At 39.6% G+C, this 26,184-nt stretch carries 12 protein-coding genes; 1 reads left to right on the top strand and 11 read right to left on the bottom strand.

The window, feature by feature from the left end; translation table 11 throughout:
• Window positions 1-47: 47 nt before the first annotated feature.
• Together GQR56_RS13100 and GQR56_RS13095 are read right to left on the bottom strand one after the other, a co-directional pair.
• Window positions 48-1,772 carry a sodium:solute symporter family protein gene (locus tag GQR56_RS13100; protein WP_166112211.1) on the bottom strand — a complete coding sequence of 575 codons (1,725 nt, stop codon included), beginning with the start codon at window positions 1,770-1,772 and terminating at the stop codon, window positions 48-50.
• Window positions 1,773-1,782: 10 nt separating this feature from the next.
• A complete protein-coding gene (locus GQR56_RS13095; protein WP_007377498.1) occupies window positions 1,783-2,046 on the bottom strand; it encodes a DUF4212 domain-containing protein in 264 nt (87 codons plus the stop codon).
• Between the two features lie 414 nt (window positions 2,047-2,460).
• Here GQR56_RS13095 and GQR56_RS13090 point away from each other — a divergent pair, with 414 nt between their 5' ends.
• The gene (locus GQR56_RS13090) at window positions 2,461-5,901 is read left to right on the top strand and encodes a PAS-domain containing protein (RefSeq protein WP_166112208.1); all 3,441 of its coding nucleotides are present in this window, start codon (window positions 2,461-2,463) and stop codon (window positions 5,899-5,901) included.
• A 102-nt stretch (window positions 5,902-6,003) separates the two neighbouring features.
• Here GQR56_RS13090 and GQR56_RS13085 read toward each other — a convergent pair whose 3' ends face one another.
• From GQR56_RS13085 to GQR56_RS13045, 9 genes are all read right to left on the bottom strand, one after another.
• Window positions 6,004-8,727 (bottom strand): DUF2339 domain-containing protein, encoded by a 2,724-nt coding sequence (locus GQR56_RS13085; RefSeq protein ID WP_166112204.1) that lies wholly within the window; start codon window positions 8,725-8,727, stop codon window positions 6,004-6,006.
• A gap of 127 nt (window positions 8,728-8,854) precedes the next feature.
• Entirely contained in the window at window positions 8,855-10,216 is a 1,362-nt protein-coding gene (locus GQR56_RS13080) for a hypothetical protein (protein WP_166112201.1), read from the bottom strand.
• Between the two features lie 165 nt (window positions 10,217-10,381).
• A complete protein-coding gene (locus GQR56_RS13075) occupies window positions 10,382-11,284 on the bottom strand; it encodes a GGDEF domain-containing protein (protein ID WP_024593706.1) in 903 nt (300 codons plus the stop codon).
• 92 nt (window positions 11,285-11,376) lie between these two features.
• Entirely contained in the window at window positions 11,377-11,961 is a 585-nt protein-coding gene (locus GQR56_RS13070; protein WP_024612996.1) for a VTT domain-containing protein, read from the bottom strand.
• A 300-nt stretch (window positions 11,962-12,261) separates the two neighbouring features.
• Entirely contained in the window at window positions 12,262-12,840 is a 579-nt protein-coding gene (locus GQR56_RS13065) for an OmpA family protein (protein ID WP_024593708.1), read from the bottom strand.
• 2 nt (window positions 12,841-12,842) lie between these two features.
• Window positions 12,843-14,144: a TolC family outer membrane protein gene (locus tag GQR56_RS13060; RefSeq protein ID WP_024593709.1), complete on the bottom strand. Its 1,302-nt coding sequence runs from the start codon at window positions 14,142-14,144 to the stop codon at window positions 12,843-12,845.
• 12 nt (window positions 14,145-14,156) lie between these two features.
• On the bottom strand, window positions 14,157-15,464 hold the full coding sequence (locus GQR56_RS13055) for an HlyD family type I secretion periplasmic adaptor subunit (RefSeq protein WP_166112198.1): 1,308 nt from the start codon (window positions 15,462-15,464) through the stop codon (window positions 14,157-14,159).
• Window positions 15,464-17,584, bottom strand: coding sequence for an ATP-binding cassette domain-containing protein (locus GQR56_RS13050; protein WP_166112195.1), 2,121 nt, complete (start codon window positions 17,582-17,584; stop codon window positions 15,464-15,466). The genes GQR56_RS13055 and GQR56_RS13050 overlap by 1 nt, the downstream gene beginning before the upstream one ends.
• Window positions 17,581-26,184: hypothetical protein (locus GQR56_RS13045; RefSeq protein ID WP_166112192.1), on the bottom strand; the 8,604-nt coding region annotated here is incomplete at its 5' end. The genes GQR56_RS13045 and GQR56_RS13050, both read right to left, overlap by 4 nt.

Raw genomic sequence — 26,184 nt, 5'->3', positions numbered from 1 at the left:
GGCTTTTGGTGCTTTATGTTATCTAAACTATATCTATAAATTGTAGCCTAGTGGTCGTGCGCTTCTGCAGACCCTTTAGGGTTACGAATGCTTTCAACCATTTCTTGAATTTCAACTGGTGTAGGTTTAGTAAACTTAAGAACAATTGCAGCAACTGCAAAGTTAATAATCATACCAATTAAGCCAATACCTTCAGGCGAAATACCTAAAAACCAGTTTTCAGGGCTGTTTAGCTCTGGGCTAACAAACTTGAAGAAAATGATATACGCAGCGGTAAAGCCAATACCCGTTACCATGCCTGCAATGGCGCCTTCGCGGTTCATTGTTTTAGAGAATATACCCATAATAATTGCTGGGAAGAAACTCGCTGCCGCCAAGCCGAATGCAAATGCCACTACCGATGCCACAAATCCAGGCGGGTTAATACCAAAGTACGCGGAGATAACAATAGCGACCATGGCTGCCAACCTCGCTGCAAGTAACTCTTGCTTGTCGGTAATATCGGGCTTAAGGGTTCGCTTGAGTAAATCGTGCGAAACGGAGGTCGAAATAACCAGTAGTAAACCTGCTGTTGTAGAAAGTGCAGCGGCAATACCACCAGCAGCTACAAGTGCAATTACCCATGCTGGTAAGTTAGCAATCTCTGGATTAGCTAATACCATAATGTCGCGGTCTACATTTACTTCGTTAGCACTGTTCGGATCGGTGATTTTACCCGCCGTGTAGAACATTTTTCCATCGCCGTTTTTATCATTAAATGTAATTAAACCTGTGCGTTCCCAGTTTTTAATCCATCCTGGTGCTTCTGCGTAAGCTGTACCGCTACCGTCTTTACCATTAATAGTATCAACCATGTTTACGCGAGCAAAAGCGGCTACCGCTGGTGCTGTGGTATAAACAATCGCAATGAACACTAATGTCCATGCTGCAGAAATACGCGTGTCTTTTACGCGAGGTACCGTGAAAAAGCGAACAATTACATGTGGTAAACCCGCAGTACCTACCATTAACGCACCCGTAATAGCGAACACATCAATCATGCTCTTAGAGCCTTCGGTGTATTGCGCAAAACCAAGTTCAGCACTTAAGCCGTCTAGTTTATCAAGTACGTACACGCCATCGCTGCCAATTAACGTGGCACCAAAACCGGTTTGTGGGAAGAAGTGACCCGTCATCATCATCGAGATAAAAATGGCTGGTACTAGGTATGCAAATACAAGCACACAATACTGCGCTACTTGTGTGTAGGTAATGCCTTTCATGCCGCCAAGTACCGCATAAAAGAATACAATCACCATACCAATGTAAACACCAGTTTCAATTTCTACTTCTAAAAAGCGTGAAAATACGACGCCTACACCACGCATTTGCCCTGCAATGTAAGTAAAACAAATGAATATGGCACATACAATTGCCACTAAACGCGCAGTGCGTGAATAGTAACGGTCGCCAATAAAGTCTGGCACAGTAAACTTGCCGAATTTACGTAAGTAAGGCGCTAAACACATGGCTAATAGTACATAACCACCTGTCCACCCCATTAAGTAAACGCTGCCATCGTAACCTGCAAACGAAATAATACCCGCCATTGAAATAAACGACGCGGCGCTCATCCAATCAGCAGCCGTTGCCATACCATTAGCAAGAGGAGGTACGCCGCCGCCCGCTACATAAAACTCTTTAGTTGAACCCGCTCGAGCCCAAATTGCTATGCCGATATAAAGCGCAAAGCTTAAACCAACAATTAAAAACGTGAGTGTTTGAACATCCATTGCTTAGCTCCTATTCGTCTACGCCATATTTTTTATCTAACGTATTCATTTTGAAAACGTACACAAAAATCAAAGCAACAAAGGTATAAATCGCGCCTTGCTGGGCGAACCAGAAGCCAAGTTTAAACCCAAAAAAACGTACTTCATTAAGTACATCAACCAGTAATATGCCAAACCCAAAAGACACAATAAACCACACTGCTAACAGTTTAAATAACAGCGAAATGTTTTCTGCCCAATAAGCTTTTGCTTGTTCTTCATCTTTAAAAGCCATTTTTATTTTTCCCCTTTAAGCATCACAATATTGTAATGAGTGGTTTTTTATCTTCGTTAACCAATTTAGCAATACTGCTTAAATATTGAATTGAGACCATGGTCGTAACAGCCTGTTAACGTTTACGTAAACTGCATTTAACCATTAACGATAAAGTTCGTATTTTTATTTAATTTCAACTGGTTAAGTAAATATCGCACATTGGCTTTTTTGCTAAACCTATAACTTGTTGATTAATACGACATTAGTCTAATGTTTTACCTTACTTTATTTTTATTATTAATATTCAATAAGATAGCTTTAAAATTAAAACTTTACTTTAAATTCAACCCTCACACTTAACCTCAGTTCTGGTATTGTGTAGGTACTCGCTATGTCCGAGTGTAAATTTAAATAATAAGGTTAAAAAACAACATGACTGCCGTACTCATTATTGTTGCTTTAGGATATATAGGTGTGCTGTTTTGGCTTGCCAACTGGGGCGATAAAACAACACCTTTAGCAAAGCGCATTAGCCACCATCCCTTTGTGTATTCGCTTTCGTTAGGAATTTATTGTACTTCGTGGACTTATTACGGGTCGGTGGGTACAGCTGCCACAAGTAGTTGGAGCTATTTGCCTATTTTGCTTGGTCCTGCATTGTTGTTTTTTTTCGGGCAAGGGTTTTTACGTAAACTGGTATTGGTAAGTAAAAAACAAAATATTACGACCATTGCCGACTTTATTTCAGCTCGTTATGGTAAACGCCAAACTACCGCAATTATGGTTACTGTAATCGCATTACTGGCGACTATTCCCTATATTGCACTGCAATTAAAAGCGCTCAGTACTAGCTTTTTACTGCTGCAAAGTAGTACTAAAATATCGGGCGATATGCTCGCGCTTTCGGCAACATTAATTATGGCATTATTTGCAATATTTTTTGGTACCCGCAAGGTTGATGTAACAGAGTATCGTTCTGGATTAATGCTTGCCGTAGCGTTTGAGTCAATGATTAAACTTATTGCACTTGTAGCGGTAGCAGGGCTTGCAATATTTACCTTATTTAATTTACCCGAAGCCACTGAAAACAAAGTAACTGAGTCGATTTGGGCGCATTGGAGCGACTTTAACTTTTTTAATTTTAACTTTATCGGTCAGTCGTTAATGGCCGCTGCGGCAATTATATGTTTGCCTCGTCAATTTCATGTAACGGTGGTCGACAATCAAAATAAACGCCATTTGCTTACCGCTCGCTGGGCTTTTCCGCTGTATTTACTACTAACAGCCGCAATGATTTTACCTATTGCGACTGCGGCAATTCATCCTGAAATTGGCAGCGGCTATTCACCCGACAGCTTTGTACTTGCCCTACCGTTAATTAACGACAACGCCTTTTTAACCACCTTTGTATTTATAGGTGGGTTGTCGGCCGCAACCGCAATGATTGTGGTTGCAACGCTTACGTTAAGCACCATGATCTCAAACGACGTAGTGCTGCCACTTATACTACGCCGTAAATTTAAACGTAACTTAATAACCACCAGTTACAAATCGCAAATTTTACTGGTTAGGCGCTTTACCATTGCCGGTATATTAATTTTGGCTTACTTTTATCAGCAATGGTTTGGTCATAGCAGTGCACTGGCAAGTATGGGGTTAGTTGCTTTTTCGCTTGTTACTCAATTATTACCCGCTATTGTGGGCGGTTTATATTGGCGAAAAGGTCATGCTTATGGAGTATATGCTGGTTTATTAGCAGGCTTTATTTGCTGGATACTTTTTTTAATGCTGCCAATTTTAGATGCAGGAAACACGCTAAATAGTGAGCTGCAACAAACATTAATTACACGCGGTACGCTCATTGCCTTATTTGCTAATATTGGTTGTTATATTAGCTTTTCGTTAGGGGCTGAAGAGCGCTTAATTGATAAAATTCAGGCTGCTGCATTTGTTAATCCAAAAGATCAGGCTATTTTATCAAGACGTTTAAATAAAGACGTAAAAGCCACTGTTTACGACTTTAAAATACTACTACAAACATTTTTAGGTATTCAGCGTAGCCAACAAGTATTGGCACATTACGCACTCGCTCATCACTTAAACGATAACAACGCTCACCCAGAGCCAGAGTTTATTGCTTACTGCGAACGCGCATTAACGGGCGTATTAGGTGCGTCATCAGCGCAAGCATTAATACACACGGTTTCGTCGGGTAAACGTATGGCATTTGAAGAAGTGGTAAACTTTTTTGACGAAACCACACAAGCCCTGCAATTTAACCAAAACCTATTGTTTACGTCGCTTGAAAATTTAAGCCATGGTATTTCGGTTGTCGATAAAGATTTAAAACTAGTTGCATGGAATAAGCGTTACGGCGAAATGTTTGGCTACCCAGAGGGATTTTTAGAAGTAGGTCAACCCATAGAAGACATTATAAGGTACAACGCTAACCGGGGTGAATGTGGTCCAGGTGAAATAGAACGCCAAGTAGAAAAACGTGTACAACATTTAAAATACGGTAGCTCGCATCACTTTATTCGTCATCGTCGTAATGGGCAAGTATACGAAATGATAGGTAATCCACTGCCTGATGGCGGATTTGTTACCAGCTTTTCAGATATTACTAATCACATAAGTACGCAAAATGCGCTTGAAGAAGTAAATATGGATCTTGAAAACCGCATAGAAGCGCGTACTCAAGAAGTACAAACCATTAATAAAGACTTACAAGCACAAATAGATAGCCGTATACAAACTGAGCAAGCACTTACTTTAGCCAAGCGCGAAGCAGAGCAAGCAAACGACAGTAAAACACGCTTTTTAGCATTAGCGAGTCACGACATTTTACAGCCATTAAATGCAGCGCGTTTGTACCTTGCCGCTATTGACGAAAAACAGCTCGATAGCACCAACCAAAATAACTTTGATAAACTCGGTGATAGCCTCGATTCAACCGTGCATTTAATGTCGGCACTGCTCGAAATAGCCAAGCTAGAACAAGGTGCTATGACCCCTACCCCACGCCACTTTTACATTGAAGATATTTTAGCGCCACTGCAAAGTGAATACGCTATTTTATCAAGCGATAAAGGCCTTAAATTAGGTGTACGTTCAAACCAACAAGTTGTGCACAGCGATATAACCTATTTGCGCCGAATTATACAAAACTTAGTGTCTAATGCGGTTAAATATACCGATAACGGCCGTGTATTGATTGCCTGTAGAAACCGTAAGCATAATTTACGCATAGAAGTATGGGATACAGGACCTGGCATTAGTGAAGTAGAACAAGCCAAAATATTTAACGACTTTTATCGCGTAGAATCGGGTGATAACAAAGGCGTTGGCTTAGGACTTGGCGTAGTAAAACGAATGGCAGACCTACTAAGTTTACCGCTAGACGTACATTCAGAGCCCAATAAAGGCAGCCGCTTTAGTATTGAGGTGCCCTACGGCGATGTACAATTTGTACAACAAAAGCCAACAGCAAGTAACTTAATAGAAAACCGCGCTGCAATTAATATTGTAGCCGTAGACGACGACCCCGAAAACCTAGCTGCAATGGCAAGTTTACTTAAAAAATGGCAGGCTAATTACACACTATTTGATAATGTAGATACGGTACTAAGGCACGCTAAAGAAAACGGCGCACCCGATGTTATTTTAATGGACTACCAATTAGGTAATGACTGCGATGGCATAACGCTTATTAAAACTCTACGTGAAATATGGCAAAGCCAAGTACCTGCTATTTTAATTACAGCAGTGCGCGACACAGAGCTTAAACAAGAAACCAAAGCCGCCAATATTCATTATTTAAGTAAGCCAATTAAACCAGGCAAACTAAAAGCACTGCTTAACCACAGTACTTAATACCAATAACTATTAGCTAACTTTTACCGGCACAAAACAAAAAGCCCAGTATTAATACTGGGCTTTGCTTTAGTTAACTTTCTTAACCTGAGTTCTGTTTACTTAACTAACTCGGCTTCTAAGCTTTTGGAATAACCAGCTTAACCCAACCAACGAGAGCCCTAAACCAATAAACGAAAGCGCTTTAAGTAAGCCCTCCAAGTTAGCCATATCAATTAAAAATACTTTTACAATAACGGCAGCCAATATACCTAAGCCTAATTTTTGTATTAATAGCTGATTTTTAAGATGACCAAAAATAACCGTACCCGCACCTAATACTAACCAAATAACAGAGTAGCTATAAAGTTCTGCATCGCTTACCCCTTTTGATAAATAAATATAAGGTCCTTGCCAGTATTGGCGAATAAAACTGTTTATTGCTAACAAAACAAATGCGCCAGCAATAGCCAATATAAACGGCGTCGCTTTAGCGTTAATAGGCTTTATAAATGTTGAAAGCCAAAGCGTTAATCCACCAGGCACTAACCACAATAACAATAACCAGTTAAATAATGGCAACTCACCAACATAAATAGATTCAAATAGCGGATTATTATCTAACAGTGTTTTTAGTGCAAAAAGCCCCGCTAATCCTACAAGTATAAAGCCCGCTGTTTGATACAACTTAGTTAAACTACCTGCAATGCGTGCTCTGTGTAAATACACACACCCAAGCGCAAGCCAGTTACAGGTAAGTAATACTTGCTCGTAAAAGCTAAGGGAGTCAAATTGCGGATAATGCCCGACTAGCTGATAACTTGTTTCGGTGGTAATAAAAAGTGCTAAACAGTGCAGCGCAGCGCCCTCTAGCCATACCTTCATTTTAGATTCGTTAAAACACTTGGCCGCTACAAAAAATAACGCAGTACATAACGGATACACCACAATACTCCAATGCAAGCCCAATATAGTTAGTGCATCGTAATTGTCTAGCCATGGTGCAGCAGTCAACCGCAGTAATAATACAGCTACTAGCGCTTTTATAGGCCAGTGCGGCATAGGTACATTATGGCGCTTAACCAGTACGCTTATAAGCAACACTTGAACGGCAAGCGCTATAGTTAAACCACTGTCGTTTAATAGCATAGTTATGGCAAGCGTAATGTTAGCATTAGCACCAACCCAATACGTAAAACGCTGCCAAAGTGTAGTGCCTTGCTGCGCTAATTTAATTAAAGCGGCGCTGACTAAAAACAAAATTACGGCCCAAAATGGGTATGCGGTGCTTAACGCCGAATTTGGAATTATTGCGTATAAAGTACCTATCATTACAAATAAGCTAAATGCAGCGGTAATATGAAAAGCCAAACGTTTAGATTGCTTTTTACCGTAGTAAAGCCCATAAGCCGTAAGCGCAAGCCCTAGTAATATCCCTAAGCCATATTCGTTTTTAAATATAAATAAAGCGTCATCAAATAACTCAGGGGTAAATCGGGTCTGCTCTGCACTGAGCACTAATACCGTAGCAGTCACTAGCGCTACACCTTGCCATAAATCCCAGCGGCTATTTTTAAGTACTAAAAATAAAATAACAACAATGCTTATTAAGCTAATTACCTGCCATTGCATATCAAAAGAATCAATAGCCATCGCAAATACAAGCGGTGCTATTAAAGCAACAAGTAATAAATGATCAGGAAACACTTTTATTAGGCGTTTTAAACTGTGTGGTCGATGTTCAATAACATCTAATTTTAAGCCCAAGCGAGGTATCGCAATTAAGCCTATAACACTTAGTAATGCAAACGCACCCATAAGCCAAATAGTGTCATTTTTAAATAATGAAAAGCCCACTAAATACCAACCAATGTGCCCTGCCCATAATAAATACCAAAGCCAAATTCGTTGTACTTTACGCGCAACTAACGCAGCCGATAAACTTACAAAACCAACATACATAAATAACGCAAACAAGTTACCGCTGCCTGTATTAACCCATATTGGTACGCTATAAGCACCAATAATACCTAATACCGCTAATAACGGACCAAGTCTAAGTGCCATAGCGCTCGCACTAATAGCAATAACGGCAAGTGCAAAAAATGCCACTGTTGGGCTAAGCATATTGTAATTACTGTATGCTAAAAGCGTTAAAGCAAAACAGGTAATAAACCCGCCACTGGCAAGCGCCGCAGGTATGTAGTTATTAAAGCCTTCAAATACAATACGTTTATAATGCAAATAAGCCGCAGCTGCAATTAAGCCCAGCCCAAATAAGCCGCCTAAACTCAGCCTCATTACAGGCGATAGTAATCCAGCTTCTAGGCTGTATTTAGCTAAAAATATGCCCCCAAACGCAAGCGCTATTGCGCCTATCCAGGTCATCCAGTTTTCTTCAAACCCTGCTCGTAGTTTATTAAATAACAACTCAATAGAAGATGGCTTTACCGGTTTAGCTTTTGTTGTATGACCTGATTGGGGTTTAGCACTTGCTGGGTGAACTGTTTGAGTAACGTGTTCAGAATTAGAACTAATAGTTGGTTTAATAGTTTGCTCAGTTAGTAACTCATCACCCTTTTGGATGTTTGATGAATTAACTGATTGCATTGAAACCTGGGAGGTATGCAAATTTGCTGACTGAGCATTGTTTTGCACTGCCGTGTTTTTTTGCACTGCTGTAGTGTTTTGCCCAGCAGTATTGGGTTGCAAGTTGTGCACTTTTGTTTTTAAAAGTACAACCTCATGCTTTAAATTACTTAGTTTTATAAGCGCAATTAAACCGCAAATAGCGCCCGCTAAAACAACCAATATAAATATTATTGCTAAACCAATTAAATCATCCATGGCACACTCTATTGTTATTTTTTACCTGCTTAGTGTACCTATGTTTATCTGTATATGTATATTTTGTTTATAAAAAAGCCTAAGCATTTAACACGCTTAGGCTTTGAGTTACTTAATTTATTTAAATTTAGTCAACGCTGTCGGTAATAGTCCGATTTAACGTCATTTTATAACCAGAACTCGTTGTTTCATCATGCTCTAAAATTAATATGTAGTTACCCTCTTGAGTAAAGTCCATATCGCCTTCTTGAATAAGCACAATTTGCTGACCATTATCTTCAAATACAGCATAAACAGTGTAAATTTCGTTATCTACAACCTGCTCTTCTTGATCGTATTTATCAAGCCCGTCAACCACGTTAGTTGTATCGTCTACTGTTTCGCCATTAAGTGTAAAGTACACATCAATGTCTGAAACCGGCTGCCCAGCATAGCTTTCAATAAGGTTTACAACCGATACAGTATGGCTATAACTACTTGGTGTTAGGTTTTCTTCAACGCTCATCATACGTAAACCGTTATCAGCGTCGTTATAAAAAATACCAACCGCACTTTGTTCACGCTCAAGTGTCATTAAAAAGTTATCAGCAAGCTTAGTGCCTGCCTCATCATACATAGCCACACTGTAACTATTAGGCGAAAGCTCAACATAATCTGTGTATGAGTCGCTTGTTACCGTATTTGTTGTATTTACAGTTGTACCGCGTGTAGTCGAAAAACTTACAGGCGAGTAATCATCAACCGTATTAATAAAGCGTAACTGCCCTAATGCAGATTGATGCTTAAGCTCAGTTACATAGTTATTGTCGGTTACTACATCGAGTGTAATACCGTCATCTTCTGTTGCGTAGCTTGGGCGAATAATTGCCACATAACTTGCTTCGTCATATAAATAAACAGATGCCGACTCATACACCACATCGCTACTACCTGCTGGTGTAATATAAATAGTGTAATAACCTTCATCAACACCTTGTAAATCAAGCTCATTTAAATATTGTGCAGAAGCAAATAACGTCGCGCTTTCAAAAACACCGTCGTCGGTAGCCATGTAAATATCGTAGCTGGTGTCTTCACCCGTAATATTAAAAAAGCCTAAATTAAACTCACCTGTATCGCTTGAAATAGGAACACTAAGCTCTGTAAATGTAGGTTCAGCAAAGTCGCCACTCATTACGATTAACTGCGTTTTATCGCCTTTAATCGATATTTCTTGATCGCTAATTGTTATGTAGCTGTCGTTTGCATCTAAGTACTCAAAACTTACATCATAAGTACTTGTGCTGTAATTATGGCGAGTTGTTACATCAGCAAAATCAGCGCCTGAACGCTCAGTTTCTTCAACAAACAAACGTGTGTAAGGGCTGTTATACGAGCCATTATACATTTGAATGTAGCCTGTTGAGCTAGAGCTATCATCAGAGCCACAGCCCGATAAAATAGTAATTAAACTTAGTGGTAATGCAGCTTTTAAAAGGGAGTTGGTCATTAAGGTTATTCCTTATTATTAATATCCCCATTATGACCCAAATGTTCTATTTTAATTTCATGATTTACAAAGCATTACCTGCACTGACACTTCTTTACGAAAACGTTAAAAAGTGTAGTAAATGTGCAAACAATAAGGACGAAGTTTACACTTGGTTAAAATGCGTTACTGAGCTATTTCAAAGCGATCACGCCCGCTATTTTTAGCCTTGTATAATGCCTGATCAGCACGTTTTATAACGCTATCAAAGGGCTCACATTGAGTGTTTTTAGCAATGCCAATACTCACAGATACAAAACGTTCATCTTTAATATTAATAGTGCGTGCAACATTCAAAATATCTTCAGAAAACTGAACTATTTCATCAGTGTTACTTGATGGAAAATAACCCGCAAACTCCTCACCGCCAATGCGTGCAAAAATATTCTCATTTTCAAATAAAGCATTAATTTTTTGTGCAAACTCTTTAAGAATTTTATCGCCCATATCATGACCAAAGTCATCATTAATTAATTTAAAATGGTCTATATCAATAATTATAATTGTGTACAGTACCGCAGTCGCATTCTTAACTTCTTTGTAAAAGCAGCGCCTGTTATAAACTTGAGTTAAATCGTCTATTATAAATTCTTGCGCTAAGCGGTTATGCATTTTTTGCATAAACGATATGGTTTTAAATAAGCCATAAGCCGTAATAGTTATTCCTATGGTTCTGCAAAAACTATCTAAATAAAGGCTTATCCAATAAGGCAGTATAACTACATCCCCAAGGAGCTGTGCTGTTATACCCATAATCCATAAAATTAAACCTAAGCTTACAAATATATACGCTTTTTTTGCTAATTGTGAGCATTGTACAACCCAAAAAACAGTCACAATAATGACCAAGTTAATAAACTCAGTCGCCAAACCATAAGTATTTTTATGTAAATCTTGAAGCGGATAATTAACTAAACAGTAAATACAAAAAATAACAATATAAGAAAGTAGGCCAAGCATTAACAGCTTGTTTAACCAAGTAATATGCATAAAGCGGCTTAGCTTTAAGCTAAGCGTATCGGGAGTCATCATCTAATCTACAGCCATAATAAGCTAACATTTCAAATTTTTCTGTCCAACATGCAAAAGTGCGGTGCACAGAAAAGCTAAACACATTTATATTAAATAAGGGTACTTATTCCCCATGCGCCTAATATTAAAACTGTTAAGCCAACCATCGCCTTTGTTTTATGCTTACTAATGACACGCTCAGCTTCATTACCTGCATAATAAACAATAATAGCCAGACCAAAATAGCGAATAGAGCGCGCAATTGCGCTAGCAAGTAAAAATAACCATATTGAATATTTAGTCGCCCCCGCTGCAAGCATCGCTATTTGAAACGGAATAGGCACAATGCCCAGCGTTATAACAAACCAAAAACCCTGATCTTGCATTTTTTGTTTAACGCTCTCAAATTGCTCAGGGCTCGAAAGTGTATTAATAATCCAATCACCAACTGCATCAAATAAGTAATAACCAAGCGCGTAACCAAACAATGCACCCACTACACAGCCCAAGGTCGCCATTAATGCTATAAGCCATAGCTTTTCACGACGTGCCTGCATTAACGGCACTAGCACCGCTTCAAGCGGAATAGGCACTATTGTGGACTCTAAAAACGACGCCACTGTAATTCCCGTAAGCATGTGTTTAGAATCTATAAACTGACGTGTTTTTTGTTTAAGCTTTTTTTGAATCACCATTAAAACATCCTTTTGTATCATCAAGTAAATGGTTAATTATAGCGGCGGTTAAAAGCTCAATAACAACGTTAAATATTCAATATACAATTACTTATATTAATATTTATTGCAGCTAATGAAGTTTTAACCCGTTGAAATGAGTAATGCTTTAATTTAATTTGTATTGCCCATAAGGCTAAGCATTTCACATATAATGACATAACAAAATTAATGTAAACTTAAAATCCATAATAAATAAGCGCTTATAAAAAAAGCCCTTAAAAAGGGCTTATAAATATAAAATTTTATTTAGTATCGCGTTTAATTTCCTGTGTTATATACATCAAATTGCCTTTCTAGCTCAACAGAGGTTTCACCGCTAACTAAAGCAATAACACGTGTTTTTCTTCCCGCGAGCGACTTTGGAATATTTTTTGAATTAATAAACGTCTGTTCTTTTATCTCAATATTTTTAACGTTATGCGCTAACAAAGCCGTTTTAACACTCTCCACTCGCTTTAAAGCAAGCTTACGATTGTATTGTAATGACCCCTCAGTGCTCGTATCACCAATTAATAAAATAGTGATATTAGGTAAATCCACCACACTTTTTGCAAAGTTAGATATCTTTAGCTTAGCAGCATCTGTTAACGTAGATTTATCGTAACCAAACTCAATTACAATATTTCGAAAGGTTGCAACCTCTTTTTCGCTTGGGCAACCATCATTATTAGTAATCACTTCAATTGGCGTATCTGCGCATTTATCTCTGGCGTTAATAACACCGTCGCGGTCTTGATCAAATAAATCGTTTGATTGAATTTGATGCTCATACTTTTTCACATCACTCGCACAGCCAGATAGCAGTAACGCAGCACTTAAAAACATAATACTTTTCATACTTATCTATCTCCTAATAGCCATGCATCAGGCTTATCAACTCTCAAAGCTTTAACTAATCGCCCAGTAGCGTTTATTAATCTAAAGCTCGCTTCACGCTGATCATAATCCGATTCAATATAATTACGACGAGCAGTAAAAAGCTCAATTTGAGAATCAAGCACGTCTAAAAGTGAACGTCGTCCTAAATCAAACTGACGCTCATAACCTCTTTGGGCAACCTCTGCAAAGCCAACATTTTCTTGATAAAAGCCTTTTTGTTTCGCTAAAAACATATTTGCATTCCATGCAAAATTAGTTGCTTCTTCAACTTGGCGGTGCGTAGTATCTTTAACCGCTACCGCTTCTTGGTAACGCCATTTTGCCGCATCAGTTTGTGCATTAGTACGTCCACCGCTATACAAATCGTAGCTCATAGTAAGCATTACTCGCCCGTTTTCATCGCGACCAGGTGCACCTGTAATATTGTTATTATCAGCCACATCAAATTCTAAGCTTACTTTTGGCCAATAATCACTTTTTTCTCTTTCGATTTGACTATTAGCGGCTTCAATATCAAAAATAGCAGCGGCTATTTCTGGATGTGATTTTTTAGCAATACTAACAGCGTCTTCAAGAGTTGCAGGTAAGTATGTTTCATCCGCTTTTGGAATCATTAAATCTTCAGGATATTGCCCTACTAAATCATAATAATTTGCTTTAATGTCTTGCAAGTTATTTTGCGCAGCTAAATGGCTTGATTGCGACGTAGCAAGTCGAGATTGCACCTGAGCTACATCGGCATCACTTGATAAACCACGTTTACGACGTTGTTCAATATCATTTAATATTTTTCTGTGTATTTCGATATTTTGCTCAGACAAGTGCACCAACTCAACCGATTTAAGTAAATCTAAATATACCTGCACAACTTCAAGGCTAATATTTTCAGCAGCCGATATAAGACCTAATTGATCAGCTTTTGCTTCATTATCTAATCGTGCAACCTCAGATGAGGTTCTGAAACCGTCAAACAACATTTGTGTTATTTTTAAACCAATTTCTCTACGATTTAATTCACTATCAAGTTCTTGGCCTGATTTATAATTAACATTTTCATATCCGTATGCTGCATATAAACGAACTTGTGGTAAATATTCACTAAACGCACTGCGTTTATCACGATATTTAGCTTCAAAGCTCGCATATTTTTGCATTAATCTCGGATTAGTATTTAACGTCTCAGCTACGGATTGTTCAAGCGTTAACGCATGCGATAATCCTGGGGTTAAGGCTAAAACAGAGAGTAGTCCTAATGTACGCATTTAATCTTCCTATTATGGTTCACGCATTGCATTGGCTTTTGCTCTAAGCAAAGGTTTAAGCCAATAATCTAAAACAGTTTTTTTTCCAGTAATCACATCTACCTGTGTTTGCATTCCTGGAATGATAGGTTGCTCTGCTATTTGGCTTATTGTTGTTTTAATATAAGCTTGGTAGTAAGCAGTTCCATCTTCAAGATACTGAGCATCAGCACCTATATAAGTGACCTCACCTTCAAGCCCTCCATATATTACAAAGTCGTAAGCAGTAAATTTAACTTTTGCTTTCATACCCACTCTAATAAAGCCAATATCTTTTGGTTGAATTTTGGTATCAATTAAGAGCAAATCATTCTGAGGAACAATTTCCATCATTACCTCACCGGGGTCTATAACACTGCCAATAGAGCGCGACACAATATTTTTTACAGTTCCGCGCACCGGCGATCTTACTTGTGCTTTAATAAGCCTATCTTCTAGCGACTTGCTACTTTGTTGAATTTTAGCCAGCTCGTTACTTACTTCATCTAATTGATTTTGTGAATCTGCCAAATAATCAAAAACAATTGCTTTACGCTCTTCTTTAACTTGGCTTTTTGCCGCTTTTAATTGCTGTAACAACGCATTCGCTTGGTTTAGTTCGCCTCTCATAGCAATTTCATCACGCTGTAGCTTAACTAATTCCATTTCAGCAACGGCTCCGGCATCTACCGCCCCTTGTGTTAGCAGCACTTCTCTGGCGATAAGTTTTAAGTTTTGTTTAAGTGCCGATATATTTGCACGTTGCTCAACACTTGCTTGCTCTTGCTGCATTAAGTTTTGAGTGCGTTGCTGAAGCTGAGATTCTAACTGAGTAAGTCTTGAGGTATACGTATTGTATGCTTGTTTGTATACATCTACGGTTATATCTTTTCGAGGTATTTCTAAACGATCTATATCGGCACCAAAACTACTTTTATCATTTAAAACAACACTTTTAAGCTCTGCCACCAAACGATTACGCCTTGCTAATAACGACGTAAGTTCTTGGTTTGATTCTGCATAAGCAGCTGCAAAACGAGTCTCATCAATTAATAACAGCGGATCCCCCACCTCAACAAGCTGACCTTCTTTGACTAATACTTCTTTTAAAATGCCACCATCAAGATTTTCTATAGTTTGAACACGCTGTACTGGTATAACAGCACCTTGGCCTACAACAACTTCCTCTAGCTTAGCAAATTTAGCCCATAAAACCACAGTAAAAAGCAATACAAAAACTATAATAACCAATCTCTTAGCTTGTTTAGCAGCTTGTAGCTGCCCCATATATAAATCAGCCATTAGTTAGATGAACTCCCAGTCTCTGTTTTATTCACCCTTGTCACTTTTTTACTTACTAGCTTTACACCACCATGCACTTTATTACTAAATAATGAGCTTGGGGTTTCTATACTTTTTAAGCGACCATGGTCGAGCACAAATATTCTGTCGCATATAGACAGCATATCTTTACGGTGACTCGAAATAACAACCGTTTCAGTGCGCTCTTGAAGGGTTTTAATAAGGAGCTTTTCGTGCCCGTCGTCCATTGCCGACGAAGGCTCATCTAAAATAAGTAATGCGTTATCGTCTTTTAACAAAGCGCGGGCAATACATACAGCTTGACGTTGTCCGCCCGATAAAAGCCGACCAAACTCGCCTACTTGAGTTTCAAGCCCCGATTCTAAACGGTCAATAAATCGGCTTACGCCAGATTTAACTAACGCATTGGTTAAGTTTGTTGGGGTTATACTTTGTGCGCCTAGAGTAATGTTTTCAAGCACTGTGCCATAAAACAAGCTGGGGCTTTGCGCTACCCAGCCACTTTGTTTACGCAGCGCACTTAACGACCAGTGTCTTATATCTATGTCGTCAATTAAAAGCTGACCCGATGTAGCTCTGTACTGCCCAGCAATAATTGCAAGCAAGGTAGACTTACCAGAGCCTGCACGGCCATATAAACCTATTTTTTCGCCCTGCTTAATTTCAAAGTTAATACTGTGCACTGCCTCAAGTTCTTGCTCATGGTATTGAAAGCTCAAATGGCGGGCTGTAATATTGCCATTTACAGGCGCATTAATCGTGTTTTCGCCACTATTTTGTTCTTGCTCAAGCGCCATTATATTTTTAACCGACTCAATGGCTGTTTGTGTTTGTTTATATTTTAAAACAAGCCCAGCTAAAGCCGAAATAGAACCCGATGCGCGCCCACTCAGCATAACAATAGCAATCAGTGCGCCCATACTTATGTCGCCGTTACTAATTAAATAAACACCAAACACAATAAGCGCAATACTGGTAAATTGGCTAAGGCTTCCTACGGTGTGTGTAAGCGTTGTTGCGCTGTGGCGTGATTTATTTTGCCAATCAACCATTTGTGCGAGTGTTTGTTCAAGCTTTTGCTGCGCACTTGCTTGACCGTTCATTTGTTTAAGCTCTACAAGCTGGTTTAGGTTTTCGATTAAATACGCTTGGCGCTGGGTCGATAACTTAGATGCCTGCTCAACACTTTCACTCAGTCTTGCTTGTAATACTGCGCTTGTAATAACAACCAAAGTAAGTACTACAATCGGTATTAAAACAATTAAGCCACCTAACCAAAAAATAAGTGCTAAAAACAGCAATGTAAAAGGCAAATCGATTACCGATACAAGGGTTGCTGAGGTTATAAACTCTCGCACGCTATCAAAGTCTTGCACTTGTTTTGCATAAGCACCTGCAGAGGCTGGGCGCTGCTCAAGGCGCATACCTAGTACTTTAGCGTATAGCATACTACTAATACGTAAATCTATTTGCCTGCCAGCCGCATCGGTTAAATTTCCACGTGCTTGCTTTAATAACCAGTCAAACACAATAGCTATTGTTGCACCGGTTGCAAGTACCCATAGCGTATCAAGTGCAGCATTAGGCACAACGCGGTCGTATACGTTCATGGTAAACAACGGCACCACTAAAGCTAATAAATTAACGGTTAGCGAGGCGAGTAACAACGAGTTATAAAATGGTTTAACTTGATCCCATGCTGGCTTTAGCCAACTAGGAATACGTGTATGAAGTTTTTCTGAGCGCTCATCTGTTACATTATCGTGCGACAAATACCAAATAAGCTCTTTATCAATATCACTTAATTGTTTAGGTTTTGCTTCATCAAGTGAGCTAAACGTACTTTTACCCTCGTTTTCAAAAAACCAAAAGTAGCCTTCTTTATCAAGCACCAAAGCAGGGTAAGCATAATGCTTTGGCGTAGTTTGCTGCTGCGCACTCACATTAATATTACTTAATGCTTGCTCTAAATGATGAGCCGAAAACTCATTACTTGGCAAACCAAGTAACAAGTTATCGCTTTGATGGCGCAAATGCAGGGCATCAGCAATATGCTTACCGAGTGCCAGCATTTGTTCCCGGTTAAGGATTAGCTTCATACGTTTTGATCGCCGCTGGTCATACTTGCAATCGTCTCATCATGTGCTGTATTACCACTACCAGACATATCACCATAATCAGGCGCGCTGTCGCCGCTCGCACTTGCGGTACGCGCTGAGCTAGTTGTAGCCGACTCAGAAATAGTCACGTTGATTTCCTCAGGCAAAGCTTCTTTTGTTTCACCGTTAAGTGTTGAAAATGCAGTTAACGTTAAGTCAAAACTATCGCCAGCATCGGCATTTTTAATCACAAGTGACTCAATATCATTGATATCAACAGTCCAGACTTTTCCAACTTTCTCACCAGAGTTAAATTCATAATCATTAAATCCGGTAATTTCAACATAACCTGTTTCACCGGTTGCTGGGTTTTGTAAATCAACATCAAGGTTAAGTGCAATATTGTTAGTTGAATTACTTGTAACATCCTCAGCGGCTGTCCATAACGGCGCATCTGCTTGTGGTTCTAACTCAACAATAAAGTCTGACGTTTCAGGTGTGCCCGTTACAGTAACAGTTTCACCATTAATAACTGCGCTATCAACTGTTGCTACCTCAACGCTCATATTAAATGTGCCAAACGCAAGGCCACCGGCATTAAAGTCAAAGTTTTCTATACCACTGCCTTCTTCGCTTATTACGGTTGCAATATAGTTATTACCCTCTTGTTCAAAGTTAACTTTAGTACCATCTGCAAGCTCTATATAGCCATTTTCTAGCCCAGCTAATGCCGATGAGTCAGAAGTATCACCATTAATAATAACTTTAAGTTGCACTTGCTCAGTACCATCAGCCTCAGTGCTAAAGGCAGCAAGATCAATAGTTACGTTGCTATCTTCGTCACCTGAATAGTTACCTTCAGGTTTTTGACTAAAATCAAGCGTGTCGGCTACAGGGTTAACACTCACAATAAAGTTTTGTGATTGCTGTAATAACTCGCCCTGTGTACCATCTTGGCTAATCGCATTTAAGCTTAGTGTTATGTCTCCACTAAAATCCAGAGGAGGTAGTAATACAATGTTATCGGCATTTCCTTCAAGTAAGCTTCGTGGAATAGTCCAGCTCGTTGTGCCATTTTCTGAACCGTCATCACCATTATTAATTATTTGTAGCTCTTCACCTGTTACCGCATCAATTAGGGTGGCACCTTTTGGTACACCGCTAATTGTAAAATAGGTAGTTTCGGAGTCATCTAGCGAAGTAGCCGCTAATCCCGTAAGTTTAATTTCGCTGTCTTCATTGCCAGTAACGCTATTAGCAGTAAGCGTTACACCGTCTGTTACAGGTGTTACGTTTACTGTAATTGTTTGGTTAATAGTAGAGCTAGCTTTTACTTCACCTGTCGAAAGCGTGGCTCTATCTACTATTGTTGCGCTAATATCAATATCAAAGTCACCTTTAGCATTTTCAGGTGGGTTAATCCCAACACCGGCTAAATCAGCGTCAAATGTACTGCCATCACCTTTGTATAAATAACTGCCGTCAGTTTGTAACTCAAAATTACCCGAAGGGTCATATAATGTACCTCCATCTGGTAACTCAATTGTTATTGCCTGAGTAAAGTCAATTTCTTCAACACCGCCATCTTGCGAACTTGTACTTTCGTCTGTTGAGGTAAACGTAATACCAAGTGATGTATTTGTATTGTCTTCACTAATTGTCTGCGTTGCAGCGGTTAGGGTGCCACCATCAACAACAGGGTTTATATCCACACTTAATGATTGGTTTATATCTATTTCGCGGTCGCCACTTGGGTCTACGGCAACTATTTTTACTGGAATCTCTAATAAGCCAGAGTAGTCACTGTCGTTACTGTTAATAACCATTGTACTTAGCGAGCTTTCAGGAATTATGTACTCTATACCCGTGTCTGTTTCTACTGCTATTATACCATCGCCCTCAATAGTGAAGCCTTCTGGCAAGCTGCTCTGCTCAACATAAATAGTAATTACATCGTTATAGTTGTCATCAACATCTTGAGATAAATCTTCCCCTAAATTAAAGTCACTTGCCTCAAAAGTAACGCTACCGCCTTCATCAGCCGTAACATTTTCTATTTGTAACGTATTAACTGGCGATGCAGTAGTCGTTTCACCTTCGCCATCAATATTAAACCGTACTTTAAAGTTACCACTAACAAGAGCGCTGTCGTCACCGTCTTTAACACGTGCATTAACTGTCACATCAACGTCAGAACCAGTAGATGAATTAGCTTCAATAATTACGTTATTAAGTAAATCGTTTATGGCGTCTTTAGCGGCGTCACTTGTACCAGCGTCTATAGGAATAACCCAGCGGCCAGTCCCATCTGGCGAAGCTATATTTTTACCATCTTGCATGTAAATAACTTTTAATGAGGAGTTTTCTGGCAAGATAATTTCGATGTATGTTATATGCTCAGAGCCATCTATATCCTCTTCAAAGAATGATGCAACGCCAGTTAAATTAATTTGACGCTCATTACCACTTCCTTCATTAGTAATGGTTTCATTTGTGGTTTCGATACGAGTAACAGCGCCGTCAGCCTCAATGCTTGAGGCTACATCTACTTTGCCATTAACGGTTACCGCAATATTTGCATTTATATCACTTGATACAGCAGCAGAAGTATCTTGTACCGTGTAAGTTATATCAACGCTAAGCTCGCCTGAGTAATCTTCATCAGGTTTGAGCGTAACACTATCTGTATTTAAGTACTCAGTAACATCTAGCCCACTACCAACAGCTGTTTCAATGCCGTTTATATAAAGCGTTGTACCATCTGGAATACTATTAATAATCGCTTTTGTAATACTTTCAGAGCCATCAATATCTGAGAGTTCAGGATTTAATTTAAGTGAGATTTGGCTGTCTTCATTGCCAACAACATTTGTATTTAAGTTGGTGGAGTCAATAACCGGCGTAAATGTAACACTTGCCTTAATTTCAGTATCTTTAGTATTAAATTCACCGGTATCGGGCTCAGTAGTCACCACTGTAATATTAAAGTCAACGTTACCGCTAAAATCAGCACTTGGTTTTAATGCATAATTACCAGCCTCGCTGGCTAACAAGCTGTACTTAGGATTGCCATTAGCGCCAATACCTACAACAGGTAAATTAGCAGGCTCTCCCGTTGTTGCATTTACAAGCGTTACACCATCGGGTAATTCTGAAATTACTAAACTAACGGTTTCTGAGCCATCGGTGTCTTCACTTTCGAATAAAAAGTCGAGCGTGAGTAATTCATCTTCTACACCGGTGGTATTTGTTAAAGTAAGCCCTGTGTCGTCGTATGCCCAGTTATTATTGCTTGTTAATACAGGTGAATCTGCAACACCCACTACTTTAAAGGTAAATTCTTTTACGCCGGTTTCTGCACTACTATCAACATTACCATCTACAACTTCTTCACTAATTGCATTTACCTTAAGTGCAATTTCTTCTTGCGCTAAATGCTCAGGTAACTTAAGCGTATAATTTGCTAAGTCAGTGTCAAAAATAGTGTAAACACCATCAACTGGCGTTACTTCATTATCATCACCATCTAATAATATAACAACTTGCTCTTTACCATTAGCATCTATAAAAGTTGGTATTTCTATTTCGTATTTGAGGCGCTCAGAGCCATCTGTATCAACGAGCTGCCCGTTTATTAAATCACTCAGTTGAGGGTTTGAATCTTCGTTAATTGTATCAACGCGCACAGCTAGTTTTGGCGCGTCGGCTACTGGATCAATCGTTACTGTAACCGTTTGTTTATCAGCCGTTGCTGTGCTGTTATTGTCTTTTTCTGTACTTGTTGCTTGAATATCAAACGTATATTTGCCAGTTGAATGTAATTTATTACTAACCGTTAAGTTGTTAAGTTCGCTTTGTGTGAGTGTTGCACCTTCGGTTATTGTTCTGCCGCCTATTTTAAGTACTAAGTTTTCATCTAAATCTGAAATTACATAAGTTAGCTCTTCAGAGCCATCAGTATCAGTTAATGCTGCACTAATAGTGAGGTTTTCAGGTGAGTCTTCATCTAGGGTGTATTTATAAGTATTACCAGCATCCCACTCTGGGGCATCGGCTACTGATTCAACTGAAATGGTAGTCGAATCGCTTAACTCTCGCGGTGCTTCACCATCTTTAATAGTTATTGTGGTTTCAACTTTAAATTCAACCGTATTAGAAAAATCGGAGCTGTTTTCTGCCGGTTGAAAAGTTAAATTAGCAACTGTCACTGTTTCATCAGCTTTAGTAGTTAATGCTGTGCCTGTAAATACATAATAGCCATTCACAATTGTAACATCGGCACTGTCTGTAGCTAAGTTACCATTAAGGTAAAGCTCTCCGCCTTGTAAAGACGCCACCTCAATTCTTATTTCACTAACCTCCTCGTTTTGGTCAGTAATATCACCTCTGTCAATGGTAATGGTTACTTCACTACGTGCATTGTTAGCGTTACCGCTACCGTCAATGGCATCTTCGTTAATGTCCGTTGCAGTAACGGTTAACTCACCTTTGTAATCACTTATTGTTAAATCAATACTTCCTGTTGCGGTATCACCATCGTTGTCGATAACGGTATAGCTAATTGAGTCTGTAAAATTCTCGTCAGCGCTTTGAGCAAACTCGTCAGTTTTAATTACTACTTTACCGCTTTCGTATACTCTTAATGTGCCAGACGTATCACCGTTACCCTCACCTTTAAAGGCAACTTCTTTATAGTTACCGGTTGAATCAGAGCCTGAGTCAAACGCAGTGTACGTTGTACCACCATAAATAAATGAAGCTAATTTAGCACCATCTGCACCTGGATTATTGGTGTTACCAACAAAGTTACTGCTATCAATATCAAGCAGTTCGAGTGTTTTACCGCCGCCCTCAACAAGGTTAACAGCGACAGGTGTGGTATCTACTGTTGGTGTATCATCAGTTACTGTAATAGTTACTGCTGCGTTATTAGTATCGCCATCAGCATCAACCGCAGTTACAGCAAAGCTGATATCTTGCGTATTTGTTCCGTCAGCATCAGGGTGTTCTATTGCTGTAAATTGCTCGTAGGTATAAGAGCCGTCAGGATTAAATTTAACGCGTAAAACATCTTCGCCGTTCGCTGTAGCGATATACCAGCCATCAGCGTTTTTATCAATTATGGTAATTGCATTATTTCCATCCGCAGTACGGTAACCTTTGTCTTTAAAGGTGGTTATAAAGTCATCTGCAAGCTTAATCTCAATAACTTCATCAGAGCCTTGCGTGACTGTAATTTGCCCCGTTGTTGTTATTGAGTCATTATCTCTGAGGTTAGCCTCATCAACACTTGCAGCAGAATCAGCTATTGCAGGGTCTGTACCGTCGTTTAATGTCACTGTAACGTTACTTGTAACCTGTGAGCCATCGGTATCTTTTGTATATACTGGGATCTCGATTTGAGGTGTATCTGTATCTGGATCTGTATCTGTACTATAGATATGATCTATTGCACCGGTAATTTCAAATGAAATTGAGTAGGTTGCAGACGTTTGTGCTGCTACATTTACATCTGGTAGCGTAATTTTAAAGACCTCTGTTGAAGTGCCTTCTAACACACCTTGCGCCGTACCGTCACTGCCTATCAACCAAACTATGTTAGTGGTTACTTTATTACCATCTTTATCAAGCGTGGTTTGCGTTAACTGATTGCCGCCACTATCTAAAACTGCAGCTCCATTTGCTATACCAACTTGCATGTCCACTACATCATCAAGACCAGCGGTTACTGTAAATGAGGTATCAGTATCAGTACTTGCTTGGCCATCTCCATCTTCGTCATTGTCTGCCACGCTGTTAGGTATTTCAGAAACAGTTAAATCAATATCATTTTGAGTATGCTCAGCGCCACCATCATTAACGGTAATATTTAACGTTGCTGTATCGCTATCGCCATCAGTGTCTTGCACTTCTACTTGTAGTGGTACGCCTGTTCCGCCTTCTTCGCCTGTATCGTTATCAAATGGGCGATATAATGTAAAATCGTAAGTTAAGTTTTGGCTTGCTGTACCATCAATTACAGGTAACGTTGCAATAAAGATAGTCTCTGTGCCGTCACCTGTGTTGGCGGTTATTGTACGTCCGTCGTCACTTAAGGTGTATACAAGTGCTACGCCACCGGCAGTTAAATTTGGTTGCGAGTCGGTAGAGAAAGTAAGTGATTTTAACGAATCACTGCCCAGCGTTGTACTCACGGTACCTTGTTGAGATACTGTGGTGTTATTAGCAGGGTCTAAGCCACTTTCATCAATATTGACTCGTGTTGCTGTAGGTGTAGTATCTGCAACTTCTGGCGCGCCGCCATCTTCAATGGTTATGGTAACGTTACCCGCACCGCTGATTGCTGTACTATCACTATCCTCTCCGTTAAGAGAAAGCGCAAAATCAATATCTTCTCCATTAGGGTTATCAAGCGGTAAGCTAATTGTTGTTTGTACATTAGCGTTTAAATCTTTGCCATTTTGGGTTGCGCTTACGCTAAAGCTAATCACTTCGCTGCTATTAGCAGAGCCTGTAATTGTTTTACCGTCGCTACTTAAAGCAAAGGTAATAGCTTCACCAGCACTTGTTAAATTAAGTGCGTTTAAGTTTGTGATAGTGTCATCAAAGGTGATTGAACCGGCGACTAATGCATCAGAGCCTGCCACAACAGCAAAGGGTTTGTTATTTGTTGTGGTAACGCCATAATCGCTTTCAGTATAAGTAGCTGCTTGATTTATAAAACTTGCTGCGCTGCCATCTTGTACAGTAAATGTAGCTGTGCTTGTAGAGCGGCCTACACCGTCACGATCTGCTATTGTGTATTCAATAGTAAACTGTGGTTCTGGATCAGAATATTGGTTATCAATAGCATTAAAGCTCCATGTGCCATCGCTGTTAACCGTTAATGTGCCTTCATCGGTTTCTATCGTTGCAGGTGTACTTGTAGTTACATCATAGTTAGTGCTACCAAATTTTACGCTGGTAACTGTTGGCGCACCCTCTACAACACTATCGTTAGTAACTAAGTTACCTGTTGATACTCTACCCGCATCAGTGTCGGCTTCTGTTACTGTAAAGCTGTCGTCACTACTTTGTGGGGCTGAATCGGTAATAGTAACGGCTGTTGGTACAACTACTAATTCGGTTGTGCCATCGGCATCTGTTTGTAGTGCGTCTACAAAAATATCAGTTAGTAAACTTTCACTTTCGTGATCAATGTGATCAATAGGTGCATGTAGCGTGGTAGTAAGCTCACCACCTGCAAGCGCCACACTTAACACTAGGTTACCTTGTAAATCTTTAACCTGTAACGATAAGCCATCAGTTGCTAATGTAACAGTTACAGCTTCATCATTTACTGTTAAACCCTCAAGACCTGATTGATTTTCACTTAATGTAAGGTCAGCGTTATCTATTTCTATTGAACTAGTCGCTGAGCTTGTTCCGCCATTACCTGTATTGCTTTCATTAAGTGTTTGGCTATCAAGCGCATCAAGTATTGGTGTGCTGTCTTCTGCAGTATTACCTGCAGAATCTGTAACAGAGGCAACAATAGTCCACTGCTGTGAGCCATCGAGCGCAGACACATTAATACCATTAACGCTCCAAGCACCATCTGTAACAGTGGCAGTTACTACTTCACTGTTGGTGCCATCAGAAATAGTAAGCGTTACGGTAGAGTTATTTTCAGCATCGGTTGTACCGCTCAGCGTGGTTACTTCACCAGCTTTAAATGCTCTACTGTTAATGCCATTTTCACCAGTATCAATATCAATATTAATAGTGGCGTCTTTGGTGAAGGTGGTTGAGTTAGTGGCTAAATTGCCCTCAACGTCTAATGCGCTAACACTTGCTGTAATTTCACCATCGGCAAGCGTTGTTATGTTTGCTGTATTAACTTGCCATTTTCCATCTGCGTCAATAGCGACGTTTTCAACTGTGACTTTATCTCCGTTCACATCGGTAAATATTACGGTGGCTGTTTGGTTAGCATCAGCTTCATCAATCACACCGCTTACGACTACATTACTTTGCTCATCGCTATTAACTACGTCATCGCCCACTGCCATTTGTATGGTAGTAGTTGCTGTTTTATCGTGTGTGGCTGTGTCTGTATTCGTGGCTGTGTTACCGGCTACATCACTTACTGTGGCTGTGGCGGTTAAGGTGCCGTCGTCAAGCGCTGATACGTCTGCACCTGTGATTGTGTAAGCATTATTAGTAACGGTGGCTTCAAAGCTGAGCTCGTTACCGGCTGCATCTTTTACTACAACCGTTACTTTTTGGTTATCTTCAACACCGGTTGTGGTACCTGTAATTTCAACACTTTCGTTTTCACTATTGCCATTTATTACGTCATCGTCTGTATCGTTTATATCGACTGTTACAGTAGCTTTGGTGTCTTTAGTGAAGGTGGTTGCGTTTGTGGCTAAATTGCCCTCAACGTCTAATGCGCTAACGCTTGCTGTAATTTCACCATCGGCAAGCCTTGTTATGTCTACTGCATCAATAACCCATTCACCCGCTGCGTTAATTGATACGCCAGTAACTACAACTGTGTCGTTATTGCTATCTGTAAAGGTGACTGTCGCGGTTTGGTTTGTATCGGCTTCTTCTAT

Source organism: Pseudoalteromonas sp. Z9A5, assembly GCF_011378875.1.
GTDB lineage: Bacteria > Pseudomonadota > Gammaproteobacteria > Enterobacterales > Alteromonadaceae > Pseudoalteromonas.
Note: the sequence above shows the minus strand (reverse complement) of the source record. Positions and strands in the feature narration are given on the sequence as shown.

What these genes read in the sequence shown, in the direction of transcription:
- GQR56_RS13080 (WP_166112201.1), bottom strand. Translation starts at nt 10,216, where the DNA reads ATGACCAACTCCCTTTTAAAAGCTGCATTACCACTAAGTTTAATTACT.
- GQR56_RS13055 (WP_166112198.1), bottom strand. Translation starts at nt 15,464, where the DNA reads ATGGCTGATTTATATATGGGGCAGCTACAAGCTGCTAAACAAGCTAAG.
- GQR56_RS13090 (WP_166112208.1), top strand. Translation starts at nt 2,461, where the DNA reads ATGACTGCCGTACTCATTATTGTTGCTTTAGGATATATAGGTGTGCTG.
- GQR56_RS13050 (WP_166112195.1), bottom strand. Translation starts at nt 17,584, where the DNA reads ATGAAGCTAATCCTTAACCGGGAACAAATGCTGGCACTCGGTAAGCAT.
- GQR56_RS13065 (WP_024593708.1), bottom strand. Translation starts at nt 12,840, where the DNA reads ATGAAAAGTATTATGTTTTTAAGTGCTGCGTTACTGCTATCTGGCTGT.
- GQR56_RS13100 (WP_166112211.1), bottom strand. Translation starts at nt 1,772, where the DNA reads ATGGATGTTCAAACACTCACGTTTTTAATTGTTGGTTTAAGCTTTGCG.
- GQR56_RS13095 (WP_007377498.1), bottom strand. Translation starts at nt 2,046, where the DNA reads ATGGCTTTTAAAGATGAAGAACAAGCAAAAGCTTATTGGGCAGAAAAC.
- GQR56_RS13070 (WP_024612996.1), bottom strand. Translation starts at nt 11,961, where the DNA reads ATGGTGATTCAAAAAAAGCTTAAACAAAAAACACGTCAGTTTATAGAT.
- GQR56_RS13075 (WP_024593706.1), bottom strand. Translation starts at nt 11,284, where the DNA reads ATGACTCCCGATACGCTTAGCTTAAAGCTAAGCCGCTTTATGCATATT.
- GQR56_RS13085 (WP_166112204.1), bottom strand. Translation starts at nt 8,727, where the DNA reads ATGGATGATTTAATTGGTTTAGCAATAATATTTATATTGGTTGTTTTA.
- GQR56_RS13060 (WP_024593709.1), bottom strand. Translation starts at nt 14,144, where the DNA reads ATGCGTACATTAGGACTACTCTCTGTTTTAGCCTTAACCCCAGGATTA.